Annotated in this window: 16 protein-coding genes and 1 tRNA gene; 5 read left to right on the top strand and 12 right to left on the bottom strand. The window is 38.1% G+C overall.

Features of this window, described 5'->3' with window-relative positions; translation table 11 throughout:
- Window positions 1-153 precede the first annotated feature (153 nt).
- Window positions 154-447, top strand: coding sequence for a co-chaperone GroES (groES, locus tag I5M32_RS10145; protein WP_200586126.1), 294 nt, complete (start codon window positions 154-156; stop codon window positions 445-447).
- Between the two features lie 181 nt (window positions 448-628).
- Window positions 629-2,278 (top strand): chaperonin GroEL, encoded by a 1,650-nt coding sequence (groL, locus tag I5M32_RS10140; RefSeq protein ID WP_200586125.1) that lies wholly within the window; start codon window positions 629-631, stop codon window positions 2,276-2,278.
- 950 nt (window positions 2,279-3,228) lie between these two features.
- Here the strand turns inward: groL and I5M32_RS10130 are convergent.
- A tRNA-Asn gene (locus I5M32_RS10130) sits at window positions 3,229-3,302 on the bottom strand.
- Between the two features lie 133 nt (window positions 3,303-3,435).
- Between I5M32_RS10130 and I5M32_RS10125 the strand changes: the two genes are divergently transcribed.
- The 3 genes from I5M32_RS10125 to I5M32_RS10115 all read left to right on the top strand — a co-directional run bounded on the left by I5M32_RS10125 (window position 3,436) and on the right by I5M32_RS10115 (window position 5,602).
- Window positions 3,436-4,350 (top strand): PfkB family carbohydrate kinase, encoded by a 915-nt coding sequence (locus tag I5M32_RS10125; RefSeq protein ID WP_200586123.1) that lies wholly within the window; start codon window positions 3,436-3,438, stop codon window positions 4,348-4,350.
- Between the two features lie 97 nt (window positions 4,351-4,447).
- Window positions 4,448-5,032 carry a YceI family protein gene (locus tag I5M32_RS10120; RefSeq protein WP_200586122.1) on the top strand — a complete coding sequence of 195 codons (585 nt, stop codon included), beginning with the start codon at window positions 4,448-4,450 and terminating at the stop codon, window positions 5,030-5,032.
- 174 nt (window positions 5,033-5,206) lie between these two features.
- Window positions 5,207-5,602 carry a response regulator gene (locus I5M32_RS10115; RefSeq protein ID WP_200586121.1) on the top strand — a complete coding sequence of 132 codons (396 nt, stop codon included), beginning with the start codon at window positions 5,207-5,209 and terminating at the stop codon, window positions 5,600-5,602.
- 37 nt (window positions 5,603-5,639) lie between these two features.
- On the opposite strand, the gene bglX is transcribed toward I5M32_RS10115, so the two are convergent.
- From bglX to I5M32_RS10060, 11 genes are all read right to left on the bottom strand, one after another.
- On the bottom strand, window positions 5,640-7,958 hold the full coding sequence (gene bglX / locus I5M32_RS10110) for a beta-glucosidase BglX (RefSeq protein WP_200586120.1): 2,319 nt from the start codon (window positions 7,956-7,958) through the stop codon (window positions 5,640-5,642).
- A 7-nt stretch (window positions 7,959-7,965) separates the two neighbouring features.
- Window positions 7,966-8,625, bottom strand: coding sequence for a GDSL-type esterase/lipase family protein (locus I5M32_RS10105; protein WP_200586119.1), 660 nt, complete (start codon window positions 8,623-8,625; stop codon window positions 7,966-7,968).
- A gap of 80 nt (window positions 8,626-8,705) precedes the next feature.
- Window positions 8,706-10,040: a glucoamylase family protein gene (locus tag I5M32_RS10100; RefSeq protein WP_200586118.1), complete on the bottom strand. Its 1,335-nt coding sequence runs from the start codon at window positions 10,038-10,040 to the stop codon at window positions 8,706-8,708.
- 7 nt (window positions 10,041-10,047) lie between these two features.
- Window positions 10,048-11,622: a glucoamylase family protein gene (locus I5M32_RS10095; RefSeq protein WP_234461929.1), complete on the bottom strand. Its 1,575-nt coding sequence runs from the start codon at window positions 11,620-11,622 to the stop codon at window positions 10,048-10,050.
- Window positions 11,623-11,793: 171 nt separating this feature from the next.
- Window positions 11,794-12,690 (bottom strand): LamG-like jellyroll fold domain-containing protein, encoded by an 897-nt coding sequence (locus I5M32_RS10090; protein WP_200586116.1) that lies wholly within the window; start codon window positions 12,688-12,690, stop codon window positions 11,794-11,796.
- A gap of 10 nt (window positions 12,691-12,700) precedes the next feature.
- The gene (locus I5M32_RS10085; RefSeq protein WP_200586115.1) at window positions 12,701-14,236 is read right to left on the bottom strand and encodes a RagB/SusD family nutrient uptake outer membrane protein; all 1,536 of its coding nucleotides are present in this window, start codon (window positions 14,234-14,236) and stop codon (window positions 12,701-12,703) included.
- A gap of 12 nt (window positions 14,237-14,248) precedes the next feature.
- Window positions 14,249-17,266, bottom strand: a complete 3,018-nt coding sequence (locus I5M32_RS10080; RefSeq protein WP_200586114.1) for a SusC/RagA family TonB-linked outer membrane protein — start codon at window positions 17,264-17,266, stop codon at window positions 14,249-14,251.
- A 133-nt stretch (window positions 17,267-17,399) separates the two neighbouring features.
- Entirely contained in the window at window positions 17,400-18,737 is a 1,338-nt protein-coding gene (locus I5M32_RS10075) for a hypothetical protein (RefSeq protein ID WP_200586113.1), read from the bottom strand.
- 108 nt (window positions 18,738-18,845) lie between these two features.
- Window positions 18,846-20,435, bottom strand: coding sequence for a T9SS type A sorting domain-containing protein (locus I5M32_RS10070; protein ID WP_200586112.1), 1,590 nt, complete (start codon window positions 20,433-20,435; stop codon window positions 18,846-18,848).
- Window positions 20,436-20,712: 277 nt separating this feature from the next.
- Window positions 20,713-23,592, bottom strand: a complete 2,880-nt coding sequence (locus I5M32_RS10065; RefSeq protein WP_200586111.1) for a two-component regulator propeller domain-containing protein — start codon at window positions 23,590-23,592, stop codon at window positions 20,713-20,715.
- An 84-nt stretch (window positions 23,593-23,676) separates the two neighbouring features.
- Entirely contained in the window at window positions 23,677-26,451 is a 2,775-nt protein-coding gene (locus I5M32_RS10060) for a DNA gyrase/topoisomerase IV subunit A (RefSeq protein ID WP_200586110.1), read from the bottom strand.
- Window positions 26,452-26,694 lie beyond the last annotated feature (243 nt).

The following is a 26,694-nucleotide window of genomic DNA, read 5'->3' as shown; positions in this document are numbered from 1 at the left end:
ATTACTGACAACCTGACATTAACAATTTATCTTATAAATTACATAGCTGACTTATACTGTAAAAAATTCAGCTGTTTTTCCTTTGGCATATTCTATGTACGGTTGGTATCAGAAAATAAAAACTTTAAAAAATAACAGATTAACAGATTAATTATGGCAATGAACATTAAACCTATCGCAGATAGAGTAGTGGTAGAAGCTGCTGCTGCAGAGGAGAAAACCGCTTCGGGAATTTACATCCCCGATACCGCAAAGGAAAAACCATCTCAAGGAGTTATTGTAGCTGTAGGGAACGGAAAATTTGCAGATTCCACGGGCGCTCAAATCCCGATGGATGTTAAAGTAGGAGATAAAATTTTATACAGCAAATATGCGGGCACAGAAATTACCTACGAGGGGAAAGAGTATTTGATCATGAGGGAAAGCGATATTTACGCAATTTTGTAAGTATTGAGTAAAGAGATGTGAGTAATGAGACGCTTTGCATCAGTGATAAGAGTAAAAAGATGTGAGTAATGAGACGCTTTGCATCAGTGATAATTAAAAAAATAAAAAAATAAAATTTGATAGTTTAAATGCGTGTAATCTCAATACACAATACTAACTACTCAATTCTAAAAATAAAAAAATGGCAAAACAAGTTAAATATAATGTAGAAGCTCGCGATGCTTTAAAACGCGGTGTAGATACTTTGGCCAATGCGGTTAAGGTAACTTTGGGTCCAAAAGGTAGAAACGTGATCATCGATAAGAAATTCGGTTCGCCTATCATCACAAAAGATGGTGTAACGGTTGCTAAAGAAATTGAATTATCAGATTCTTTAGAGAACATGGGTGCGCAAATGGTAAAAGAGGTAGCATCAAAAACCGCTGATATTGCGGGCGATGGTACAACTACCGCTACGGTTTTGGCGCAGGCCATAGTTACCGCAGGTATTAAGAACGTTGCATCGGGTGCAAACCCAATGGATCTTAAACGTGGTATCGATAAAGCGGTTGCCGCCGTTGTTGCTAATTTAAAATCACAATCTAAAACCGTTGGCGATGATAACAACATGATCAAACAAGTTGCTTCTATCTCTGCAAATAATGATGATGTTATCGGTTCTTTGATAGCTGAGGCGATGGCCAAAGTGGGTAAGGATGGTGTAATTACCGTAGAAGAAGCAAAAGGTACAGAAACAGAAGTAAAAACGGTAGAAGGTATGCAGTTTGATAGGGGCTACCTATCCCCGTACTTTGTTACCAATGCAGATAAAATGGAGGTTGAACTAGAAAACCCTTACATTTTGATCTACGATAAAAAAATAAGCAACATGAAAGAATTGTTGCCTGTATTAGAAAAACAAGTTCAAACCGGCAAACCACTTTTGATCATTGCAGAAGATTTAGACGGTGAAGCCTTGGCCACTTTGGTAGTTAACAAAATCCGTGGATCTTTGAAAGTTGCCGCCGTTAAAGCCCCAGGTTTTGGCGATAGAAGAAAAGCAATGTTAGAAGACATAGCCATTTTAACAGGCGGAACCGTAATTTCTGAAGAAAGAGGTTACAAACTAGAGAACGCAGAACTTTCTTATTTAGGCCAGGCAGAAAAGATCACTGTTGATAAAGACAACACAACCATCATCAACGGGATCGGTAAATCAGAAGATATCAAAGCTAGGGTAAACCAGATCAAAGCCCAGATAGATACCACCACATCTGATTACGATAAAGAAAAATTACAAGAGCGCTTGGCCAAATTATCTGGCGGTGTTGCGGTTCTTTACGTTGGTGCGGCTACAGAAGTAGAAATGAAAGAGAAAAAAGACCGTGTTGATGATGCTTTACACGCTACAAGAGCAGCTGTTGAAGAAGGAATTGTTGCCGGTGGTGGTGTTGCCTTTATTAGAGCGGTAGAATCTTTAAAAGATTTGAAAGGCGTAAATGAGGATGAAAATACCGGTATCAAAATTATCAAAAGAGCTATCGAAGAGCCATTACGTCAGATCTGTGCCAACGCAGGGATTGAAGGTTCTATAGTTGTACATAATGTAAAAGAAGGAAAAGCAGATTACGGCTACAATGCCCGTACAGATGTTTACGAAAACTTGATTGGAGCAGGTGTTATTGATCCAACTAAAGTTTCTAGGGTAGCATTAGAAAATGCGGCTTCTATTGCGGCCATGTTGCTAACCACAGAATGTGTATTAGCAGACGAGCCTGAAGAGGCAGGTGCAGCCGGTGCAGGACATGGAATGCCACCAATGGGCGGCGGCGGCATGGGCGGCATGATGTAATCTTAAAAAGCAGAGGGCATAAAGCTTAAAGCTGATTTGCTTGATATATAAAAATCCTTGTTCATTAATTTGGGCAAGGATTTTTTGCGTTTTGTAGAGAAATTATATTTAGAGCCTGTTTAAAATTTATCTGATAACCCAATAGTGCGATAATTATTTTTATCAGGACAAGATTTTTGAGCGTTTTAACACGCCTGTCCTAACAAGCGGGCTTTTGGTTTTATCCCTTTTTTAGCTTATTCTTTTACCCTACTACCACTGATGTTATCGATGATCATTTATTAAAATTGAATTACACAAGCAGAGCCCATTATCATGCTGAGCGGAGTCGATTGTCATGCTGAGCGGAGTCGATTGTCATGCTGAGCGGAGTCGAAGCATGAAGCCCAACGCCCCCCTTCGACTTCGCTCAGGGTGACATTCCCTTCGACTTCGCTCTGGGTGACATTCCCTTCGACTTCGCTCTGGGTGACATTCCCTTCGCCTCCGCTCTGGGCGACATTCCCTTCGACTTCGCTCTGGGTGACATTCCCTTCGCCTCCGCTCAGGGCGACATTCCCTTCGCCTCCGCTCTGGGTGACATTCCCTTCGCCTCCGCTCTGGGTGACATTCCCTTCGCCTCCGCTCAGGGCAACGCCCCATTTTTGGAGGACATATTTAAGTCTCAACGTTATTTATATTGATATGAAATAAATATATTACCCCTCTCTTGGAATAACAAGAAAACGATGCCTCTTCAATCGTTAAACCCATAACTCACGTTATGAACACTTTTACAATACAAATTTAAACAGGCTCTTAAAAGAATTTAAAATGGAAGAACAATTTTTAAAAGATAGCTTTTGGGTAGTTTTTGTTTTTATACCTTGTTAAGTTGCTCACTAAAGCCGCCTTTGTATGTATGCAAACAAAAAGAGCTACACTTATCGTATAGCTCTCTCATTTTAAAGCTCCCAAGCCTGGGCTCGAACCAGGGACCCTCTGATTAACAGTCAGATGCTCTAACCAGCTGAGCTACTTAGGAATTTTGGGCGTTTTAACAACGCTTTCTGGTTATTGATCGCTTTTTGCAAAGCTTTTCTCCCTTACGGGAGTGCAATATTCGGGAATTAAAATTAATTATGCAATATTTGTACAGAAAAAAATTAAAAAAATTTATGAGCTTAGTAGTTATAGGCACCGTGGCCTTTGATGCAATTGAAACCCCTTTTGGAAAAACAGAAAAAATTGTTGGTGGTGCGGCCACCTACGCAAGTTTGGCGGCATCTTACTTTTATGATCAAACAAAAATTGTAGCAGTTGTTGGCGATGATTTTAAAAAAGAGGATATAGACGATTTTGGAAAACACGGGATAGATGTAGAAGGGCTGCAGATAAAAAAAGGTGAGAAATCTTTTTTTTGGTCTGGCAAATACCATAATGATATGAATAGCAGGGATACTTTAATTACCGAATTAAATGTATTAGAAAATTTTGATCCTATCATTCCAGAATCTTACCAAGATTGTGAATACCTAATGTTGGGCAACCTTACCCCGCAAGTTCAGCAAACGGTTATAAAAAGGATGAAAAAACGCCCAAAATTGATAGTAATGGATACCATGAATTTTTGGATGGATATTGCCATGGATGATTTGCTAGAGACCATTAAGATGATTGATGTTTTGACTATCAATGATGCCGAGGCGAGACAACTCTCTGGAGAATATTCTTTAGTGAAAGCTGCCCATAAGATATTGAAAATGGGGCCAAAATACCTCATCATAAAAAAAGGAGAACATGGGGCCCTGTTATTTAATGAAGATAGCATATTTTCTGCGCCAGCATTGCCATTGGCAGATGTATTTGACCCAACCGGTGCCGGAGATACATTTGCAGGTGGTTTTATTGGATATTTAGCTAAAGTAGGCAGCATCAATTTTTCTAATATGAAAAATGCGATCATATACGGTTCTGCATTGGCATCTTTTTGTGTAGAGAAATTTGGCACAGAAAAACTGAAAAACCTTAGCGATAAAGAGGTAAGCGATAGGGTTCAAGAATTTGTTGACCTTAGCAGTTTTACCATCTAAAATAAATCTGTTTTTTATGGGTTAATGGTTACAAGCCTAAATTAGCAGTTGAAACATTTAATATAGTTGATACATTTGGTTTTTAAAACATTTGAAAATGAAAAAAGGAATATTATTATTAGCGATAACGGTTTTGTTTTTTGCTTTTAAACCCGCCTCAGAGGTTTATAAAGTAGATGTAACAAAATCAAAAATAGAGTGGATTGGGAAAAAGATTACGGGGCAGCACAATGGTGAGATTAAATTAGCAAACGGTATCTTAAATGCCAATGGCAGCAGATTAGTGGGGGGCATATTTAACATTGATATGAACACGATAACCTGTACCGATCTAGACCAAAAAAACGGGGCAAAATTATTAGGGCATCTTAAGTCAGAAGATTTTTTTTCCGTAGAAAAACATCCAACGGCAAATTTCGAGATCATTACTATTAACCAGGTAGATGCCAACAAATACAACATTACAGGCAACTTAACCATTAAAGGAATAAGCGATAAAATAACTTTCCCGGCAACCATACAACAAAAAGGCAATGTTATAGTGGCAGTTGCATCAAACATTAAAGTGGATAGGACTAGATACGATGTTAAATATGGTTCTAAAAATTTTATTGCCGGTTTAGGCGATAAAGCCATTGACGATGAATTTGAGCTTAATATAAATTTAGTGGCCAAAAAATAAGCGGGCATAAATATTCTAATAAAAAGTATTTGGCTACCCAAATACTTTTTTTATTTTAAGCAAGGCTGCGCACTTCCAATATTTACATAATTGTGTTATTGTAAAATAAGAGCCTATCTTTGTTTAAATTTATAATTTTAATTGATCTGATCAACCTTTTAGGATAGTGGGTATATGAGCAAAAAAGTACAAATTGCGTTTATAATTGATGATGATGAAGTGTACATTTATGCCATAAGAAGATTGATAAAAATCCAGAATCTCTGTGATGAAATTCTGGTTTTTACAGATGGCCAACAAGCGGTAGATTATTTAAGCGAACATAAGGATGATATTTCTAGATTGCCTGATGTAATCATGATCGATGTTAACATGCCTATTTTAGATGGTTGGGGCTTTATTGATGAATTCCAAAAAATGAACATCACAGAAACTAAACCGATGAAGTTGTTTATGATAAGCTCTTCCATAGATTCTCGGGATGTAAAAAAAGCAAAAGAGATAGCGATAATCGAAAAATACATCTTTAAACCTATAACTTTTGAAGAGCTTAAAGAAGTCTTTTCATAAGCAAATCGATAAAGCAAGAACTCTTTTAGTTGTTTCATTACTTTATCAATTTAAAATCAGCCTCTTTTACATTAGCAGAACTATTGCCAACAAAAACTTTGAAATCCCCGGGTTCGGCAACAAAATCTAAATTGTTGTTATAGAACTTCAGATCGTTCTCTGTTAAAGTGAAATTTACCTCTTTAGATTGCCCCGCTTTTAAAAAGACTTTTTGGAAACCCTTCAATTCTTTAACGGGACGAGTAATAGAACCCACTAAATCCCTAATATATAGTTGTACTACTTCTTCGCCATCTCGTAAACCCGTGTTTTTTACCGTGGTTGATATGGTAATGCTTCCGCCTGTTTTAATTACTGTTTTATCTAGTTTTGGAGCCGATATATCAAAAGTGCTATAACTTAAACCATATCCAAAAGGATATAAAGGATCATTGCTCACGTCTAAATAATTAGACTTAAACTTGGTAAACCATTTCCCTTCCTCTAGCGGCCGGCCTGTATTTTTGTGGCTATAATATATAGGGATCTGCCCTACATTTTGGGGGAAAGTAGCGCTCAATTTACCTGATGGGTTAACATCTCCAAACAATACATCGGCAATGGCGTTCCCGGTTTCTGTACCACCAAACCATACATTTAATATCGCAGGGACATTTTCATTTTCCCAAGAAAGATCTAAAGGCCTGCCATCAAAAACCAATAGTACAACAGGTTTGCCCGTTGCTAAAAGTGCCTTTAACAACCTTTGTTGTATAGCCGGGATCTGGATATTTGTTCGGCTAGAACTTTCTCCGCTCATTTCAGAACTTTCTCCTAAAGCAGCCACCACAACATCTGCCTTTTTAGCGGCATCTACCGCCTCTTTGATGATGACATCTTCTGGCCTGTTATCTCTTTTGATCTCGCGGCCAAACACAGTAGCCCTTTTTTGGTATTCTTCATCTTCTATCAAATTAGAACCTAAACTATAAATGATCTTGGCTTTATCTCCAACGGCATCTTCTAATCCTTGCCTTACAGAAACTGCTTTGGCCAGATCTGCCGAAACCGCCCAAGTGCCTATCATGTTTACTTTGCTATCTGCCAAAGGCCCAACCAACGCAATGGTATTAGTTTTTTTTAATGGCAATAAATTATTTTGGTTTTTTAACAGCACAAAACTTTTGGTTGCCGCATCTCTAGCTGCTTTAAGGTTCTCTTTGGTAAAGATCTTTGTTTTTGCCCTTTCCTCGTTACAGTATTTGTAAGGATCATCAAACAAGCCCAATTTGTACTTTGCCTCTAAAACAAACCGACAGGCCCTATCAATTTCTGTAAGAGAAACTTTTTTTTCTTTTAAAGATTTTTTTAGCGTGGTTATAAAGCCTTCGCCAACCATATCCATATCTACCCCTGCTTTTAAGGCTAAGGCCGATACTTCTTGCAGATTGCCCAAGCCATGTGCCGTAAGCTCGTTAATACCTGTATAATCTGTTACAACCATGCCTTTAAAACCCCATTGGTTTCTTAGTAAATCTGTAACCAACCATTTATTGGCCGTTGCCGGGATTCCGTTAATATCGTTAAAAGATGTCATGATGCTCCCCGCTCCTGCATCAACAGCGGCTTTGTAAGGCGGCAAATATTCGTTATACATCTTCACTTTGCTCATATCTGTAGAGTTGTAATCTCTGCCCGCCTCTGCGGCACCATAAAGAGCAAAATGCTTTACACAGGCCATCATGGTATTTACTTTTGTTAGATCATCTCCTTGGTAACCTTTAACCATTGCCTTCGCAATTGCCGAACCTAAGAATGGGTCTTCTCCGGCACCTTCTGCAAAACGCCCCCAACGAGGGTCCCTAGAAATATCAACCATTGGCGAAAATGTCCAGTTAATACCGTCTGCGGTAGCTTCTTCTGCTGCAATTTGGGCAGAATGCTTGATCAAACCTAAATCCCAAGTAGATGCTAAAGCTAGGGGAATTGGGAAAATGGTTTTATAACCGTGAATTACATCTAAACCAAAGATCAAAGGAATTTTTAACCGAGTGTTATTAACGGCTAGTTCTTGCACCATACGTATTTTTTGAGGAGTGCTTAAACTAAAGAACCCTCCAACCTGCCCAGCCTTTACTTTCTTTTCTATGTCTGAATTACCTGTAGAACCCGTGATGGCCTCGCCACCGGTAAGCAAGTTCAACTGGCCAATTTTTTCATCCACCGTCATTTTCTTCATTAGATCAGAAATGAAAACATTCATTTTGGTGGAGGAGATGGAGGTATTTGTAGTGTTTTTTAGCGTTGTTTTTTGTTGTGCACATGCAGTTATTGCTGCAAAAGAGCATACGGCTACTAAATATTTCAATGGTTTCATAATCTAATTATTTCGCTTTTAATAAATATGGAGAAATGACTTTTATCCAAATATCATATCCCTTTTGGTTCATGTGTAAGTTATCTTCCAAGAAAATATCATCTATGGGTTTTCCGTCATCTTTCAGCATTAGTGGGTAAACATTGATAAAGTTGGCGTTGGCTTGCGTTGCCAAATATGTTTTGATCAATTCATTGGCATAAACCATTTGGGGCATCATTTTTTGCCTGCTGATGCTTGGTTTTATGGAGATGAAACTGATCAAAACATTAGGCATTTTTTTGCGGATCAATCCAAAAAGTATCTTAAATCTATCAAATGTAATTTCTGGACTTGCCCCTTCTGCAATATCATTTTCTCCGCTATAAATAACAATTTGGCGGGGCTGATAGGGAAAAATAATATCATCGGCATAGTAAATGGCATTGGCCAATGTTGAGCCTCCAAACCCTCTGTTTATTGCCCCGTAGGTTTTATATACCTTTTCCAAATCGGTCCATTTTCTTAAAGAAGAACTCCCAATAAAAAGGATTCCGCTTTTAGCCGGCATATTTAAACTATCCGCCTTCCTAAAAGCTTGTACCTCGTCATAAAATGGAGGTTTCTGCTGGGCAAATGCCCCGAAAGAAACTAGAAATCCAATCAGTAATAAAATGTTTTTTTTCATTCTTCTGTTTTTAAAGGTTTTGTAGGGTCAGGGGTTCCGTTCTAATTGAAGGCTTTTAAGCCGAAGACCATTATTTTTTCTCATTTTAAATAAGGACTTTGAAAACCGAGCTTTTTTAATCCTGCTTGTACATTTTCATCGCTCATAAATAATTTCCATAATAATCCCGAACGGTAATTTTCTATCATTACCACCTGTGGCCCTTGATCAATCCCTAAATATCTTGGGGTGTACCAATTGGCATTATCGCTAAAGGCATCATAAAAACCATACTTGCCCCACAATTGCGCTTTTTTATCTTCATACCAATGGCGCATTGCTGCCATAGATCCTTTTGGTGTATAAACGATAGAAGAAATTGCGGCCGTTGGAGCAATTACGCCTAAATCTCTGTCCTGTTGTGGCGCATGGCCGGCATAACCTGTTATTGAGTAGCTTGATGTTAGGCCCCAGGAGTTTTTTCCATATCCCTTATAATTCAGTGGATTATCGACACACCATTTATAATTGATCACAGCCATGTTTTTGGTCTCCATTCCATAATCGCCATAGGCATCTTTTAAGCCTTTTGGATCGAGGCCCAAAAAAGAATAATGCGACCAGAACAAAGGGCCACCATGTGGCGCATCGCCCTGATGAAGAAATTGTAGCGGTATATCATCATAGCTTCGTGGAGATTTAATTGCGCCGTTCAAGGCCCAACCTTCATCATAAACTTTTTTATTTATGCCATGGTTTGGAGAAGATGCCCCGATCACATACATGATCAAACATTCATTAAAACCATGAACAGGGAAATTCATTTTCCATTGGTTATTTGGGCTCCAATGCCAATAAAGAACATTTTTGCCGTTACGATACCAATCATAGTCAATGCCTTTCCACAGCTCATCTGCCAAAGCCGAAAGCTCTTTCTCTTTGGCATTTCCATTCTTAAAATATTGCTTTACGCAGATGAGGCCTTGAGCTAAAAAAGAAGTTTCTACCAAATCGCCGCCATTGTCAAAAGTAGAGAACGGCTTCACTTTCCCGCTCTCTCCGTACATCCAATGAGGCCATGCACCATGAAAACGATCGGCTTTTTTTAAGAAAACAAGGATTTTCATGAGCCTTTCTACGCCTTCCTTTCTGGTAACAAACTTTCTATCTATCCCAGAAATAATACCCATGATCCCAAAACCTGTTGAGCCAGTAGCCACAATATCGGTTTCGTAATCAGGTTGGTCTAAATGGATACGTTCACGGCCAGCACCAGAGTTTTTTTCGGCACCGTCCCAAAAGTATTGAAAGGTATGGTACTGAACGGTATCTAAAAGTTGCTTATCTGTAAGCCCAATGGCTGTATCAATGTTCTTTTTGTTTGTTCCGCAAGAAGAAAGCAAAAGAACAGCTAATATGTAGGATGAAATTTTCAATGTGGATCTAAATTTTAGGGCTTTGAAAACCAAGTTTAGTCAGTCCAGCTTTTACCTCTGGGCAACTCATAAACAAATCCCATATTAAGCCTGTCCTATAATTTTCTATCATTACAATTTGGGGCCCTTGATCAATTGCGATATAAGATTGGGCAAACCAAGGATCAGTTAATGAATAGGCATCTTTGAAGCCGTAATCTCCCCACATTTTATCGCCCAGTTTATAGTAGAAAAAGCGGATGGCTTTTAAAGATTCTTCTGGGGTATATGGGATAGAAGAAACTGCGGCCGTTGGGGCTATATAACCATTGTCATTTGTAGGCGAACTGGCTGTATAGCCACCTTTTACATCACTTGCGGTTAAGCCCCAACTATCTGCAGAATAGCCTACAAAATTTTTAGGATTGGCCACACAGTAGTTATAATTGATCATAGAATGTGCTTTTGCCTGAGTTTCATAATTGGCATAGGCATCGGTTAACCCGTTCGGGTTTAATGCCATCATAGAATAATGTTCATAAAATAATGGGCCACCGCCAGCAGGGCCAAGCGGTAAGTTTACATTATAATAAGTGTTGCCGTTTTTAATGCCGCCATTAGTAGCCCAACCAATATCATAAACAGATTTTGGGATAGTATGGGTGGTTGATGATGCCCCTAAAACATACACCATCAAGGCTTCGTTCCATCCGTTTAATTGTAAATTTATATCAAAGTTGTATTTAGGGCTCCAATGCCAGTACAAGGTATTCTCCCCGTTTTTACGGAACCAATCCCATTCTACATTATTGTAAAGCTGATTGATATCTGCCCTCAATTGGGTCTCGGCGGGATCGGCAGTGCTAAAATATTGACGAGCCGTTAAAAGGCCTTCCATTAAAAAGGAAGTTTCTACTAAATCCGCTCCATCATCTTGGGTACTAAAAGGTAATACCTTACCTGTATTTCCATCAAGCCAATGAGGGAACGCCCCATGAAACTTATCGGCAGTTTTAAGAAAGGCGACTATCTTTTGCAAACGGGCCAAGCCCTCTGCTTTGGTAATAAAGTTTCTGTTTATCGCAACGATGATCCCCATGATCCCAAAACCAGAGCCACCGGTGGTTACTAAATCACCTGATGTATTTCTTTCGCGGGCCAAACCAGAGTTTGGATGTGCAAAATCCCAAAAATATTTAAAGGTTTGTTTTTGGATTAGGGTAAGCAATTCATCGTCTGAAATCCTTGGGAATTTATCTATTCCATCTAAACCTGTTTGTAGATCAATAGTGAGCGGATTGATGATTTTTCCTCCGCTTTGCGTTTCTAAATTTGCAGGAATAATAAGCTGGTAATTTGTAAATGATGAAAGACTGCTTTTTGGGGTAAGCTCGGCTGATTTCGAATCGGTTGATAAAGTTATATTGATAGCTACAACCGTTGCACCATCACTTGTTTTCAAACTAATCTGGTTAAGGGAAGAAGAGTTTAATGGCTCGCTAGAGCTGATTTTTATTACAGGTGTATTACTTAGGTTTTTATAAATTAATGTCCCGTTATAAGAACCATTTACGGTAAACGATAAACTTGCATCTTTTGCCATCTCTTTTACACTACTTTTCTTGCATCCTAATAAAATAAGAAAACATATTAAAGGAGATAAAAAGAGCTTACTTTGGATTGATTGAGGTAGCATAATATAATTAATGTTAATTTGTTGAAAACAAGGATAAAGGTATTGAGCCAAAATAAGGCTCAATACTTAAAACTGCATTTATTTACCGGCCAAGCCTAAATTATAAAGTGTTTTGATGATCGCATCTGGAATAACCCTGTTGTAAACTCTTATCTCATCAACAGAGCCTGTCATTGCAGCAAAATTAGTGTCGGCGTTAACCACTTTCCCCGGAATTAGATTATAATTGGCACCAATAATAAATTCATTTGGCTCAAAAGATTTGAATAAATTATCTCCTGTGCCCCGGTTTGGGTAGTTACCAACTTTTACCCCATCGGCCCAAATGTTAAAAACTCCGGTAGATGAATCATAGGTTAAAACCAGGTTTGTCCATTTAGAGGCACCAATTTTTGGGGATAGGTTAACATTCCCGTAATTATTGATATTATCCTGCCTTCCTCCGCCTGCCGCGGCAAAGTTGGGATGTATTTGGATATAATCTAGATTTGATGCGGGCTGCGTCTTTGTCTCAAGAGTAAAATCTAGGTTGCCATTAAACATGCCCGGTCTTGCGATTTGAAGTAGCATGGTGTTAGCAGTACCGTTATTTAATATTTGCACCCAAGTGCTTATGGTAAAACTTTTTAAAGAGTCTGTTTTGAAAGCCCCAAACTGTTTTGCATAATACAGAAAGCCTGCATTTAATTTTACCGCTTTGCCCCTTATACCCCCATCTACAATGGTAGTATTAGAATTGGTTGTGGGTGCGGTTCCCGTTTTTTGTTCTTTAGCATCGGTATCAAAACTCCAATAAGCCACCAAGTTTTTTGGATAAACTTCTTCAGAGCTTTTAAAGCCATCTATAGTGCCTGCATAATCTGCAGGATTTACAGGTGGCAAATTATTAGGATTTCCATCCTTCTTACATGATGATATGGTAAAAGCTAAAGCTCCAAACATCAAAATATTGATGTTAAAAATATATCTTTTCATAATTTTAAAATTAATAGCCAGCATTTTGTGTGAGTACCCCCTTACTTAAATCTATCTGAGCTTGCGGGATCGGTAATAAATTGTCTCTGCTAGCATTAAAGTTATTTTTGCCCGCAGCAGACAATGCACTTTGAGATTCTCCCCAACGCACAAGATCAAAAAAGCGGTCATATTCCATAGCTAGTTCAATTCTTCTTTCGTGGTGTATAATAGTTCTAAGCTGATCTTGATTGGTAATGGTAATATCTGGTAAAACAGCTGTATTTCCGTTTCTTGCCCTGGCCCTTACACTATTTAACGCAGTTAATGCGATAGTTGTATTTGCGGTACCGCCAAGCTCGTTTGCTGCTTCTGCATACATCAATACCACGTCTGCATAACGAAGGATACGTAGGTTCATCCAGTAGCCAGAGTTGTACCCGTATTTAGCCCTAAAAGCCGGACTTACATAGGCTTTGTGGTTGTAAATGGGGTTTGCCCATGTAGTAGCCGTGTTTTCGCCATAAACGGTTTTATAGGTGGTAGTTGCGGTACTTCGCCTTAAAAAAGTGCGGGCTAACCTCGGGTCTCCCACTTCGTAAGCAGATTCCAAATTGCTATTTGGCACATTAAATCCATATCCAAGGTTCCAAACACCACCGTCTCTAACACCTTGAAATTGGGTGGTTTGCACCCCATACGCTGTTTCTTCTTTTGGGGTTGCGGTAGCCTGTACTTCAAAAACAGATTCTTTACTGTTTTCGCCTGTCTCACCAAAAATTTTATCGTAAGGTGTAGAAAGATCATACTGGCCACTGGTCATTACGGTGTTAGCCGCTGCCATTGCCTCGCCCCACTTTTTTTGGGTTAAATAAACTTTAGCCAACAAGCCGGTTGCGGCACCGCTGGTGGCCCGCCCAATAAACTTGGGGTCCCAACTTATTGGTAAATTGGCTGCCGCAAATTTTAGATCGCTTTCTATTAAAGCATAAATTTGCGCTGGCGTACTTTGGGGAACGTTTAATTCTGTTGGCCCCAATACCTTATCAAATAATGGGATCCTACCAAAAAACCTTACCATATTAAAATAAGCATAGCCTCTCAAAAATCTGGCTTCAGCTTCTGATTGCATTTTCTGCGCATCGGTGGCCACTATGTCTTTGTTATTGGCAATTTGATCTAACGCAACATTGCATTTGGTAATCAATCCGTAATAACCTGTCCACATTCCGTTTACGATGCCATTACTAGGTTGCACCGGAAAGTTGTCCATGCTGTTTGCATCAGCACCGCCATCAGCGGCAGTACTCCCTTTATCTGCATCATCGCTTCTTATACTGGTAGCTAAGATAAACCCAAATACGTGTACCCCATAGGCTCTCAAATCTTTGTAAGCTCCAAATATGTAAGTATCATAAGGCCCGGCACCGCCAGGGTAAGGATAATTATCTGTGTTGTACTCTCCTTGCCTTTGGGTATCCAAGAGCTTTTTACAACCAGGAGAAATGGTAAGGAGCATTGCCAATATCAGCCCTGAACCTATTATTTTATGATTAAATATTTTCATCTTTCTGTTTATTTAAAAAGTTAAGTTTAAACCAAAAGTGTAAATGGCCGGTACCGGGTAAGCCCCATTATCTGCCCCGCCACCCAAAATACTACCAATCTGAGCTTCTGCCGTATAGCCAGTAGTTTGAGACCAGGTTTTAATGTTTTGGCCGCTAACGTAAACCCTCAATTTCTTTACCCCAATTTTGCCCAGCATATCCTGCCCAAATGTGTAACCCAATTGCAGGTTTCTGATGCGGAAATAATCTCCAGGCTCTAGAAAGTAAGTGCTGAACAAATAGTTGTTTGCCCTTGCATTATTTAGGATGGGTTCTACATTAGAGGTCCCAGGAGCTGTCCATGCGTTCAATCTATTACTTTCATAGTTTAAGATGGCAAAGTTTGCATTTCTGCGTTGGGTATAGATCATATTGCCCGCAACCCCTTGCCCCTGAGCTATAAAATCCAGGCCTTTGTAACTAAGCGATAAGTTTAAGCCATAACTATATGGAGGAAAAGGCGTACCTAGGTAAGTTCTATCCAGAGGAGAAATAATCCCGTCACCGTTTACGTCTTGGAACTTGATATCGCCGGGAGCAGAATCTGAAAAAGCCGCACTGTTTGCAACTTCGGCAGCAGTTTGGTAAATACCAATCTGGCGATAGCCGTAAAAATAACCTACAGATTGGCCAGACTCTGTTAAATTCACGCCTCCGTTTCCGATAATTTGGAAGTTAGACGTATTACCTATGGAGTTTACCACATTTTTATTGTAGCCAAAATTTGCACTTACAGAATAATTAAAGTCTTTTGCAAAGCTATCGTTCCAACCAGCACTAAGTTCAACTCCTTTATTAGTAAGGTTACCCAAGTTTGTGAAGTAATCATTTTCTGATTGTGTGGCTAGTAAAGTAAAGCTTGTTAAAATACCATCTGTTGTTTTGTTATAGAACGTAGCCTCGAAGTTTAACTTATAATTCAAAGCTTTTAATTCTAAGCCCAGATCTTCTCCTTGTACCACTTCAAAGCGTAGGTTAGGATCAGGAAAATAAGCATTACCTACCGCTGTGTAAACATTGTCTCCAAAAACGGCATTATCCCCACCGGCCAATGTTTGTTGGTACCTGTTCTGATCCACTCCTTTAGAGTTTCCTAATCTACCCCAAGCAGCTCTCAATTTTAAGAAATCAATATCCTTCACATGATCTTTAAAGAAATTCTCTTCACTGGCCACCCAACCCAAACCTATACTTCCAAATGTTCCCCACCTGTTTTTTGGTGCAAATTTAGAGCTTGCATCTCTTCTGATGGTTGCATTCAAAAGGTATTTATTAGCATAGGCATAACTGGTTCTTGCAAAAACACCTACGTTAGATTCTTCAAAACCGCCCCCAGAATTAGAAGAGGGATTATTTTGATTGATGACGTTCAAATACCATAGGTTAGGATCATTAGGCACATTTAAAGTGGTATCTCTTCTAGAACCAAAAAGACTGGTATTAGACAAAAATACAGAAGTAAATCCTATCATGGCATTTAAGCGATGCTTTTGATTAAACTCTTTATCAAAACTTAGGGTATGATCTTGTTGGTATTTACGAGACTCGAAAGAATTTTGATTGATGCTGGTCTTTATCGTATTATCAAAAAAAGTAGTGGTTGGAACGGTGCCCTCACCCAAATTAACCACAGTATATGGCAGCGGGAAGTAGTCTCTGGTATTGTTAAAGCCTAAATCGGTATAAACGGTAGATCTTAAAGTAAAATCTTTTAAGAACTTGATCTCTGCAAAAAGATTCCCGTTAAACCTAAAACCCCTGTTAACATCGGTATTGCTATTTCTATCCAAGTTGTACGCTAAATTACCCACCTGCGCTCTTTGAAAAGAAGGCATGGTATAGTACAAGCCGTTTGGGTCTTTTATGGGTACAATTGGTGCAGCCCATAAAGCATTGTTGATGCTTGCAACCGTAGGTTCTGTCCTAAAGTGGAACCCCATCAATTGCCCACCAACTTTGATGTTTTTATTGATTTTTATCTCCTCGTTTATCCTTGCGATAAACTTTTTGTAATTGTCGTTTCTTACAACACCATCCTGATCATTATAGCCGATGTTTAAAACCGTTGAACTTTTATCGTTATTGTTAGAGATAGTTAAGGAGTTGGTGTTAATGGCGGCGTCTCTTAAGAGTACATCTTGCCAGTTGGTGTTAGCGGTATAATTGGTATAATCAAAAGGTGCAGCATTTAGGTTGGCCAATTGGGCGGTATATAATTTTTTAAACCCTGCGGCATCTACCAAATCAATCCTATCGGTAACATGTTGCACACCAACGGTACTTTGAAAATTTATGGTGGTTTTCCCCAAAGCCGCTTTTTTGGTGGTAACGGCAATTACACCATTGGCACCTCTTAAACCATAAATTGCGGTTGAGGAAGCATCACGTAATAGATCAATACTTTCGATATCACCAGGGTTCAAATAATCGATGTTATCTTGAAGGATACCGTCAACCACGTAAAGGGGATCGGCATTGTTGGTGCTAGAAACGCCCCTTATCCTAACTGTTGGGGATGCTCCAGGGATTCCAGAATTTATGACTGTTAAACCCGGTACTTTACCCTGCAAAGCGTCTATTGGATTGGTGGTAACCAATTTTTCTATCTCATCTCCTTTAACACTTGATATAGACCCGGTAACATCAATTTTCTTTTGTGTGCCATAACCTATTACCACCACCTCTGATAATGATTTATTTGAAGTGGTTAAACTAGCGTTAATAATTGCTTTCCCGTTTACGGGGATTTCTAAATTGGTATAACCTATATAAGAAAATACCAAAGTTGCATTACTTGGTGCCTTAATAGCATAATTCCCATCAACATTTGTTTGAGTACCACCTGGGGCATTTTTGACACTAACGCTTACTCCAATTAGGGTTTCTCCGGTTGCAGAATCTGTAACCTTGCCCGTTACATTAATTTCTTGGGAGAAAGCATAGCTAATGGAGAAAAGACATAGTAAAACTAATAGTGCTTTTCGTTTCATTTTTAATTTGTTTATAATTTGAATTGTGGTTTATAATTGTTTTAAAATATAACACTGAAAAATCTAAATTTGATTTTTTTAGCTATTCATTAATGCTTTTAACAGTCAAATTTTTGTTATACGCATCTCAATTTTAGAGATGGGTATAACTATAAACCGGAAAATTATAACTGTTATTGTTAGAGAAAAAATTAGCTCCGCAATGCTGAGGTAAACTTGCCAAACCAAACAGTTCGGTTGCAAAATCAACTCCAGAGATTACATCGGCCCTGTAAGTTGGGTTGGTAATGCTATATCTCCATAAAACCGGTCGGTTATTTTCGCCAGGCAGATAATAAACTCCTTTTTCGGCATTGTACATATTCATAAAATCTGTTGCCGCATTGGCATTTTGGGGAATAAACCCAGCTATAATTTGAGGAGAAACCATTTTATAAGGATTGTTTTCTACGGCGTTAGCAGCATAACCCCCAGGCGAAACACCTGCCCCTATTCCCCATTCATAAGCTTGCACTCCTTGAAAAGTCCACCATTTTTTATCTGCGTTCATCATGTTTGTGCTGAAGTTTCTATAAGTAGCATTGGATGCGTACGGACCACATAAATAATAGCTATACTGTGATATGAAACTGGATAAAAAGTTATTTGGATTATCCGTAAGCGTATTATAGCCCCAGTAATTCTTTTTTGGGAGCGGATTGTTGGCATCTGCCGGGTTTGAGTAAAACTTGTTCCACAAGCGGGTTGCAGGGCCTGTTCCGTAAGGGTTGTTTTCTGACTTAAAAGCTAAGTAAGATACGTTTATGTATTCATTATACGCACCTGTCTCCGATCCAGGTACACCATTCCCGTTAGCATCTAATTCTCTCCAAATTTTGCCATTATCAGCATCGGCAATTGCTTTTTGCCAATTGATTGATTGATAAAGTTTATCTGCTAAATTCCTAATGGTTACATCGTTAATAAAATACTTTTTACAAAACAATGCCCCTTCTACCATAATAGCGGCATCAATGGTGCTATATTCAGAATTCCAGGCCCTTGCACCAGTTTCCATATCAACAAAATGCCTTGGGAAACCAGCTGCATTTACATCTAATTTAAACCCGGTTGTATAACCAACCAAAGTATTTAGGGTTTTTATAGCTTGGTTCTTGGCATCTAAATTCCAGCCCATTTTATCGCCAATGCACAAAGAGATTAAGCCCATGCCCACGTTTGCCACTGAACATGGATGGTAATCTGCACCTACAAGGTTTTTAGAATCGCGGTACATCCCTTTTGCATTTCTAGAAATCTCAAAAAATCTTAGCGAGTTACCAAACAAATTGGTAATGGTTTGTGCAGGTACCGCATCGGTTTTAATAACTAAAGTTTCTGCAACAGCAGGCTTAGTAACTTCTACGCTCTTACAGGATAGCAACCCAATTGCGAAGAAAAATAGAAACAATAAATTACATTTTACTCTCATTTAAGTATCAATTAGTTGGTTAGTAAATAGCTTCAATTTAGGTTTGAAGCGTTAATTGGTAAGGGTTAAGATTAAAAAACCTTAGAGGTTTCTTAATCTTAATTTATATTATTTTGCAATGATAAACTTTGCGCTTTGCGAATTACCGTTTGATGTTGTGCTAACCAAGAAATAATTTCCTGCTTTTAAGCTGCTGGTGTTTATTTCTAGTGCATTTAAGCCTTTAACATAGTTTGTACGGAATTGTGTTTGTATCCTTCCTGCCGTATCATAAATCGTAATGTTACTTCCGGTTGCCTGTTGTGATTGAATATTTAAAGTTATTTTATTTGTTGCCGGGATCGGATAGGCAGAAATACTAATGGTTTTAGAAGGTTTATTGCTGATAGCTACTACGTTGGATAAACTGAAACTTCCATCATTATCAATCATTTTAAGCTGATAATAACTGGTTACTCCTAATTTTACATCATTATCAATAAAGGTGTAATCAGATTTACCACCCTTTATCTCGCCAATTTTCGCAAAACTTGATCCATCTAAACTCTTTTCTATTTCAAATTTATTGAAGTTGATTTCAGAAGCCGTGTGCCAAGTCAATCTATTTTGGAAATTAGCGTAAGAACCCGTAAACGAAACCAATTTTATTGGGAGGGTCGAAATATCGTTGAAAGTTATATTATCAACAGAAACGGTAACATCTGAAGGTCTATCTGCAGCACCTGGGGTATAATCTGCCAATATTGATAAACTGGCGTATGTTTTTCCTATTTCTGAACTAAAATCAAACGTTAGTTCTTGCCAAACACCCGAAGTTGTATAACTTGCCGCTACTTCTGGGCTTTGCGTACCTCCGGCACCACCCTCAAATTTTAGCCTAACATCATTGGTATTTGCTTTGTAAACCATCATCTTTACGATACAGTTAGCTGATGTAAAAGTTACTGGAGTTAAATTCTGGGAATTGATCAAGGCATAAAATTCGCCTCCGTTCGCTTTTGATTTGGCAAGTATTGAGGCAACTGTATTTGAGGTGTTGATCCCAGTTTTTGAAGGATTGGTAACGTAACCGCTAAAAACACCTCCGCCTACATCAGACCAGTTTAAGTTTTGCCCGGTTGAGGCTGTTTCAAAATCTAAAGGCAAAGTTGTAACATCATTAAAACTGATGTTATCTACTGATACGCTAACATCGGCAGGCCTATCTGCAGCACCTGGGGTATAATCTGCCAATATTGATAAGCTGGCGTATGTTTTTCCTATTTCTGAACTAAAATTAAACGTGAGTTCTTGCCAAACGTTTGCTGTTGTATAACTTGCCGCTACTTCTGGGCTTTGCGTACCTCCGGCACCACCCTCAAATTTTAGCCTAACATCATTGGTATTTGCTTTGTAAACCATCATCTTTACGATACAGTTAGCTGATGTAAAAGTTATTGGAGTTAAATTCTGGGAATTGATCAAGGCATAAAATTCGCCTCCGTTCGCTTTTGATTTGGCAAGTATTGAGGCAACTGTATTTGAAGTGTTGATCCCAGTTTTTGAAGGATTGGTAACGTAACCGCTAAAAACGCCTCCGCCAACATCAGACCAGTTTAAGTTTTGCCCCGTAGTGGATGTTTCAAAATCTAAGGTAGTTTGCGCATAGCCTATCAAAGTTGTGACAAGCAATAGCAATAAAGTAAAAGTTCTTTTCATAAAATTAATAAGTTATAATTTGGAAATTGGTTATGGTTTCTTTTGTGAAACGCTAGGCTAATGTAGGCGTAAATAGCTTGTTTTACCAAAAATTTTACCTATACATCACTACATCATTTTAAAATTTTTGAAAATCAAAATTTTTAAAAATCTGTATTTAAAGCAAAATAGAGGGGTTTATTTAAACTCAAATTCATTTTAATACTACATCAAGTAATATTTAAAAATGAGATTTTAAATGGTAAAAAAAATTGAGATGTGTAGTAATGATGTAATGTTATAATTCAATTAAAAACTCATTTAGGTTTTTATCATGAGCTATGTTGAGCTTTTTTCTGAGCCTGTATCTACGAATTTCGACACCCCGAACGCTGATGTTTAATAAAGAAGCCATTTCTTTGCTGCTCATGTTCATTCTTAGGTATGCGCATAGTTTTAAATCATTGGGTACAAGATCTGGGTGCTCTACTTTTAGTTTTTTAAAGAAGCTTTCATGTGTTTCATTAAAGCTGGTTTCAAATAAATTCCAATCTCTTTCGTCGTTCAAACTTTCGTCGATGATTTTTTGGATACGTTTTAATTGGTCTTCCGCAATTTTTTTCCCCTCTTTGTCTTTAAGGTTTAGGATTTCATCTTTGATCTTTTGCAAGAGTTCATTTTTGTAAACTATATTCATTGCAGAGTTTGTTGCCTCTCTGGCTTTATTGTTAAGCTCTGTTTGCAATTGTTGGTTTTTGAGCGTAGCCAGTTTTTGTTGATTAGCAATGGCTTCTTCCCTCAAGCGTTCATTCTGTTCGTTTTTTAACCTTGTTTCTAATGCTTTCTGATGTTTGGTAAGTTTTTTAAAATACCATATCCTGATAAAGTAAATTGCTAAAACAAATAAGACGAAGTAAACAATATAAGCCCAAACAGTAGCATAAAAAGGCGCAAGAACAGTAAAATTAAATTCGGAAACGTTAGAAACCTTACCTTCATTTACCAAAGCCCTAACTTTAAAGGTGTAATCACCGTAAGGTAGGTTTGTAAAATCTTTTTGGCACAAAACAGACCATGTTGACCATTTTTTTGTAAACCCATCTAAAAAATACTGATATTTTATTTTCCCTTGACCATAATATGGGAGGCTATAGTTTATCCTTAAACTATTTTTAGAAAATCTTATGGCAATGTTTTTAGCTAAAGATCCACTTTCTGTGATAAGGTAACCATCTGTAGAGATATTTTCTATACGGCCAATAAATACCGAAGGCAAATTGAGTTTATTTTTTACAAAATTTTGTTTATTGTAGATCACGAAACCATCATCAACACTGATCAAAAACAGGTTTTCATCAATTTTAGAGATGTTTTCATAATCTTGCACCATCCTACCATTTAAAATCTTAAACATATTAGAATCAATATTTAATATGCCTGGCTTGGGGAAATTGGCCAATGCAACTTTCCCATGATCTATAAACCAAAACTTTTGATCCGTTGCTTTTATGATCTTATTAGATGATTTGAAAGATCCTAGTTTGGAGTTTAATTGGTTGTACGGATAAAATTTATCGCTAATATCATCATAGACGTAAAAACCAGCATCAGAAGAAAAAACGATCTTCCCGTTAAGCTTAAAAACACTTATGCCGTAATCAGAAGATAGCCCCGATGACTTATCATATTGTTTAACGCTTTTTGCGGTTTTATAATCATCAGATAGCTTTACCTTAAAAAGCCCTTTATAGGGATGGCAAATCCAAAAATTGCCTTTATCGTCTTCTTCTATATATCTACTAGGTTGGTTAAAACCAATTACTTTATTTGAAAACGCATAACTCCCATTTGTTTTTTGGTAAATAACCAGGCCTGTATAAGTACCCTGTATCAACTTATCCGCATCCTTGCCCAAACCTTTAATCGTCCACCCACCACTAACCGATGAAATTTTTTCTATTTTATCGTCATTTACCAAATAAGTCCCGTTATTATGCCCGCAAATAAGGTTGCCTTGATGCACAGATAAATCCCACACCTGCCCTTGTGAGTTGGGGATAATCTTAAAATCCAGATGAGGGCTTTTATTGTCTTTATTATCCCAATCGCTTTGATATAGGCCTTGGTTGGTACCCAAATATATTCTATCGCCAAAAATAATACTAGAATAAACGGTACCAAAAATCCCATTTTTATCAAAAAAGAAATAAAGCGGCGAGCTTGTATCTACCCTATCAATTCCATTATCCAGGCCTACCCAAAGATTCTGGTTTTCATCTGTAAATAAACTTAAAACCGTATTGTTCTGTAAACCGTTCCCTTTATTGATGTGCTGTACAATTTGCCCATTTTCATCCAAAATTATAACCCCGTTTAAGATGGTCCCGTAGGCAAAATACTTATCAAAAATTTTTACGCCGTTGTTTAATTGATAGGTAGAAAGGAAACCGTCTCCTTGGTTTACCCATTTAGTTACGGTTTTGCCATTGTACAGAAACAAACCGTTTTTTGCCGTACCAATTAAATAAGAATCTTTCCCAAAAGGAAGTATAGACAATATATTTGAGACCTCTTTTTTATTGAGAACCGGTAAAAAAGAAAGTTTATTTCCTATTAGCTCATAAACTCCAGAACCGGGTGTTTCTACAAAAAACCTTTTGCCCGCTTTAAGTAAAAAAAGAAATGAGCCATTACCCTTTATTATTTCTATTTTATTGTTTTGATAAATGAAAATATTGGCAAAAGTTTGAAAGATAACTCGATTGCCATCCACATAAATTTTCCATACCTCATTGTTTAAGGTTGATTTATCTTTTACCAAATTGGTTAGTGAATGATAATTAAGGATTGCTCTTTCATCATACTCCCAATAACCCAATTCGCCAAAACCACCGGTATAAATTCGCCCTGTTTTATCTGTAGCAACAGATCTTACCACTAATCTGTGGGGCAGTTTGTGCGTTTGCCAATAATTGCCGTCATAAGAAAGTAGCCCCTCGCTGTTGCCAAAATATATGATGCCGTTCTTGTCTTTTGCGATTGCCCAATTTTGATTTCCGGCAGCGTAATCAGATTTGTAAAAATTTTGGATATAGGGAACCCCGATTTTTTGAATGGTTTGGGCGTTTAGTTTTAACCCGATACATAAAAGAAAAGTTAAGATAAAACGTAACTTCATAATTTTGCTTTTGCTTAAATATAGCTTTTAAGAAAATAATCTTTTAAAGGCATAGTAGGTTTAAAATTATCAAAAACCGCAATTTTAAAACAATTTAGTTTGCCCCTTATCATCCAATTTTATATCATCGGGGTTGGTAATTTCTAGATCTATCTTTTTTACCGCTGCCAGATTTGAAGTAAATTGGGGTTTGCTCTCTTCTTCATCAACGTCTTGTTTTTCTTGCTTTATAATCTTTTTTGGTTTCTCGTTTTTATCGGTTATGGTATTTCCGGTTTTTAAATTTTCTTCCGGGCTATCTTCTTCCCCTAAATCTTCGTCCACCTCGTTTTCCTCGGTTATGCCTTCTTGTATTTCATCTTTATCGTTCAATTCTGATAAAAGCTCTACTGCTTGGACATCGTTTTGGCTCAACTTATTTCCTTGTGCTTTGATACCTTTAACATCAATAGCTTCTGAAAGATCTAGTTCTTGCTCATCAAAAATCTGCGATTTACCTTTTAAAGCTTCAATTTTAATTATCGGATGATCTGCACTGCTCAATAAAACCATTTTAGATCCGGGCTCTTCGTTAATAAAGCCCATTCTTTTACCAATTGCCAAATCTTCGAAGACAAATCTTTTGACGTAATAATTCTTGGATTTCCCGTCTATGTGGATACAAGAGAATACTTTTTCTACATCAAGCTTCTCTATCCTCAACATCTTATCATCAAAATGGTTGCTTAGATCAAAGCTGGAAAGCTCATAACTGCCATCGTTAAAAACACAAAGGATTTTATCTTCTGCCTGGAATTCTCCCAAATATCTTCCATGTCCGTTTTCATTAAGGCGCTGTATAGTTGGATCGTACCAAATTTTACGTCCTGCCAATGTAGAAACACCTTTAGATTTTAACGTGATCTTTTTTATGGCATATTTTGTAAGTATATTTCCTTGGGAGCCCCTTCCTTTTATAACTGTTTCAGAAAAATCATGGTCAAAAGTGAGTTTTCTAAGCTTAGACATCGGCTTTAAAGCTACATTTATCACCTCTGCCTCACCGTTAGGGTTTGCCGTAAAATATAAAACTTTACTTCCTTTGGTTCCTTTGGTAAGATCGTATTCTTTATCGCGGGTTACGCCGCCAATGGCAAAACGTTTTATATAAGCCACCCCTGTTTTACCATCTTTATAAACCATGTTATATATGGTGCGTTCGTCGTTTTTCTTAAAAACGCCCACATACAAAATGTTTTTGCCCACAAAGGTTTTATCTTGCACTTTGGTAATCAAGCAAACGCCGTCTTCCCTAAAAACAACAATGTCGTCTAAATCAGAACAATCAAAAACGTATTCGTCTTTCTTTAACCCGGTACCCACAAAACCATCTTCGCGGCTAACATAAAACTTAGTGTTTGCCAATGCAACTTGTGCCGCCTCTACTTTATCAAACGCCCTGATTTCTGTTTTGCGCTCTCTGCCTTTCCCAAATTTTTCTTTTAACCGATTAAAATAAGCAATGGCATAATCTGTTAAATGGCGTAGATCATGTTTTACGCCTTTAATCTCCTTTTCTAGGTTGGCCATTTGCTCGTCTGCCTTTTTAACGTCGAAACGAGTGATGCTGCTCATTGGTTTATCGATCAGTTTTTTGAAATCCTCTGGCAATATCTCCCGATATAAACTTGGCTTAAAAGGTTCAAACAATTGATGTAAAACGATTACAACCTCATCAAAATTTGCAGAGTTTTCATAATCAGGGTGTTTATACATCCCCTCTTGGATAAATATTTTGAGCAATGAGCTAAAGAAAATACGCTCTTGCAAATCATGCAGCTTAATCTCTAACTCTCTCTTCAAGAGGTTTTTGGTATAATGTGTGCTTTCGATTAATATATCGTTAACACTCATAAAATGGGGCTTATCGCCTTTGATGATGCAGGTGTTTGGCGATATGGAAACCTCGCAATTGGTAAAAGCATAAAGCGCATCAATGGTAACATCAGGAGAAATGCCTGGGGCTAGGTGCACAACGATCTCTACATCTTTCGCTGTATTATCTTCAATTTTCTTTATCTTGATTTTGCCCTTATCATTGGCAGAAATGATACTATCTATCAAGTTGGTTGTTGTGGTAGAGAAAGGGATTTCTGTGATTACCAAAGTCTTTTTATCAAGCTCGGATATTTTTGCCCTAACCCTGATCTTACCGCCCCTTTGCCCTTCATTGTAGTTAGAAAAATCGGCCATGCCACCCATCATAAAATCTGGGAGAATATCCGGACGATTGCCTTTTAAAACCTCTATAGAAGCATCGATAAGTTCTATAAAGTTGTGGGGCATTACTTTGGTGGCCAAACCTACGGCAATACCTTCTGCACCTTGTGCCAATAAAAGCGGGAATTTTACCGGTAAGGTAACCGGTTCTTTGTTTCTTCCGTCATAAGAAGATTGCCATTCTGTTGTATCCGGGTTAAAAACAACTTCTAAAGCAAATTTAGATAAACGAGCTTCTATATAACGAGGTGCGGCTGCAGAATCTCCTGTTACGGGGTCGCCCCAGTTTCCTTGGGTATCAATCAACAGGTTTTTTTGCCCAATTTGCACCATGGCATCACCAATGGAAGCATCGCCATGTGGATGGTACTTCATGGTGTTGCCAATTACGTTGGCCGCTTTGTTAAAACGCCCATCGTCCATTTCTTTTAGCGAATGTAAAATACGGCGTTGCACAGGTTTTAGCCCATCAAAAATATGGGGGACCGCCCTATCCAAAATTACGTAAGAAGCGTAATCTAAAAACCAGTTTTCGTATAAACCGCTAAGCGGGGTTACGTTGTGTAAGGTTTCTTCGTTTTTGTAATCGTTTTCGTCCATATTGTTTTGACCACGGAGTTTTTTGGCTGAGTGGCTAGTTTTTTAACCGCAGAGGACTCGGAGGTCACAGAGCTGGTTTGGTTTTTGTTTTTGACCTCTAAGCTTTTTGATCAGGTCGTTTGTTTAAACCGCAGTGGACTCGGAGGTCACAGAGCTGGTTTGGTTGTTGTTTTTGACCTCTAAGCTTTTTGATCAGGTCGTTTGTTTAAACCGCAGTGGACTCGGAGGTCACAGAGCTGGTTT

It is taken from the genome of Pedobacter segetis, assembly GCF_016623585.1.
Lineage (GTDB): Bacteria > Bacteroidota > Bacteroidia > Sphingobacteriales > Sphingobacteriaceae > Pseudopedobacter > Pseudopedobacter segetis.
The sequence above is the reverse complement of the archived record's forward strand: the minus strand, read 5'-3'. Positions and strand labels throughout refer to the sequence as shown.

Coding starts and splice junctions, on each gene's coding strand:
- groES (WP_200586126.1), top strand. CDS start 154: ATGGCAATGAACATTAAACCTATCGCAGATAGAGTAGTGGTAGAAGCT.
- groL (WP_200586125.1), top strand. CDS start 629: ATGGCAAAACAAGTTAAATATAATGTAGAAGCTCGCGATGCTTTAAAA.
- I5M32_RS10125 (WP_200586123.1), top strand. CDS start 3,436: ATGAGCTTAGTAGTTATAGGCACCGTGGCCTTTGATGCAATTGAAACC.
- I5M32_RS10120 (WP_200586122.1), top strand. CDS start 4,448: ATGAAAAAAGGAATATTATTATTAGCGATAACGGTTTTGTTTTTTGCT.
- I5M32_RS10115 (WP_200586121.1), top strand. CDS start 5,207: ATGAGCAAAAAAGTACAAATTGCGTTTATAATTGATGATGATGAAGTG.
- bglX (WP_200586120.1), bottom strand. CDS start 7,958: ATGAAACCATTGAAATATTTAGTAGCCGTATGCTCTTTTGCAGCAATA.
- I5M32_RS10105 (WP_200586119.1), bottom strand. CDS start 8,625: ATGAAAAAAAACATTTTATTACTGATTGGATTTCTAGTTTCTTTCGGG.
- I5M32_RS10095 (WP_234461929.1), bottom strand. CDS start 11,622: ATGGCAAAAGATGCAAGTTTATCGTTTACCGTAAATGGTTCTTATAAC.
- I5M32_RS10090 (WP_200586116.1), bottom strand. CDS start 12,690: ATGAAAAGATATATTTTTAACATCAATATTTTGATGTTTGGAGCTTTA.
- I5M32_RS10085 (WP_200586115.1), bottom strand. CDS start 14,236: ATGAAAATATTTAATCATAAAATAATAGGTTCAGGGCTGATATTGGCA.
- I5M32_RS10080 (WP_200586114.1), bottom strand. CDS start 17,266: ATGAAACGAAAAGCACTATTAGTTTTACTATGTCTTTTCTCCATTAGC.
- I5M32_RS10075 (WP_200586113.1), bottom strand. CDS start 18,737: ATGAGAGTAAAATGTAATTTATTGTTTCTATTTTTCTTCGCAATTGGG.
- I5M32_RS10070 (WP_200586112.1), bottom strand. CDS start 20,435: ATGAAAAGAACTTTTACTTTATTGCTATTGCTTGTCACAACTTTGATA.
- I5M32_RS10065 (WP_200586111.1), bottom strand. CDS start 23,592: ATGAAGTTACGTTTTATCTTAACTTTTCTTTTATGTATCGGGTTAAAA.
- I5M32_RS10060 (WP_200586110.1), bottom strand. CDS start 26,451: ATGGACGAAAACGATTACAAAAACGAAGAAACCTTACACAACGTAACC.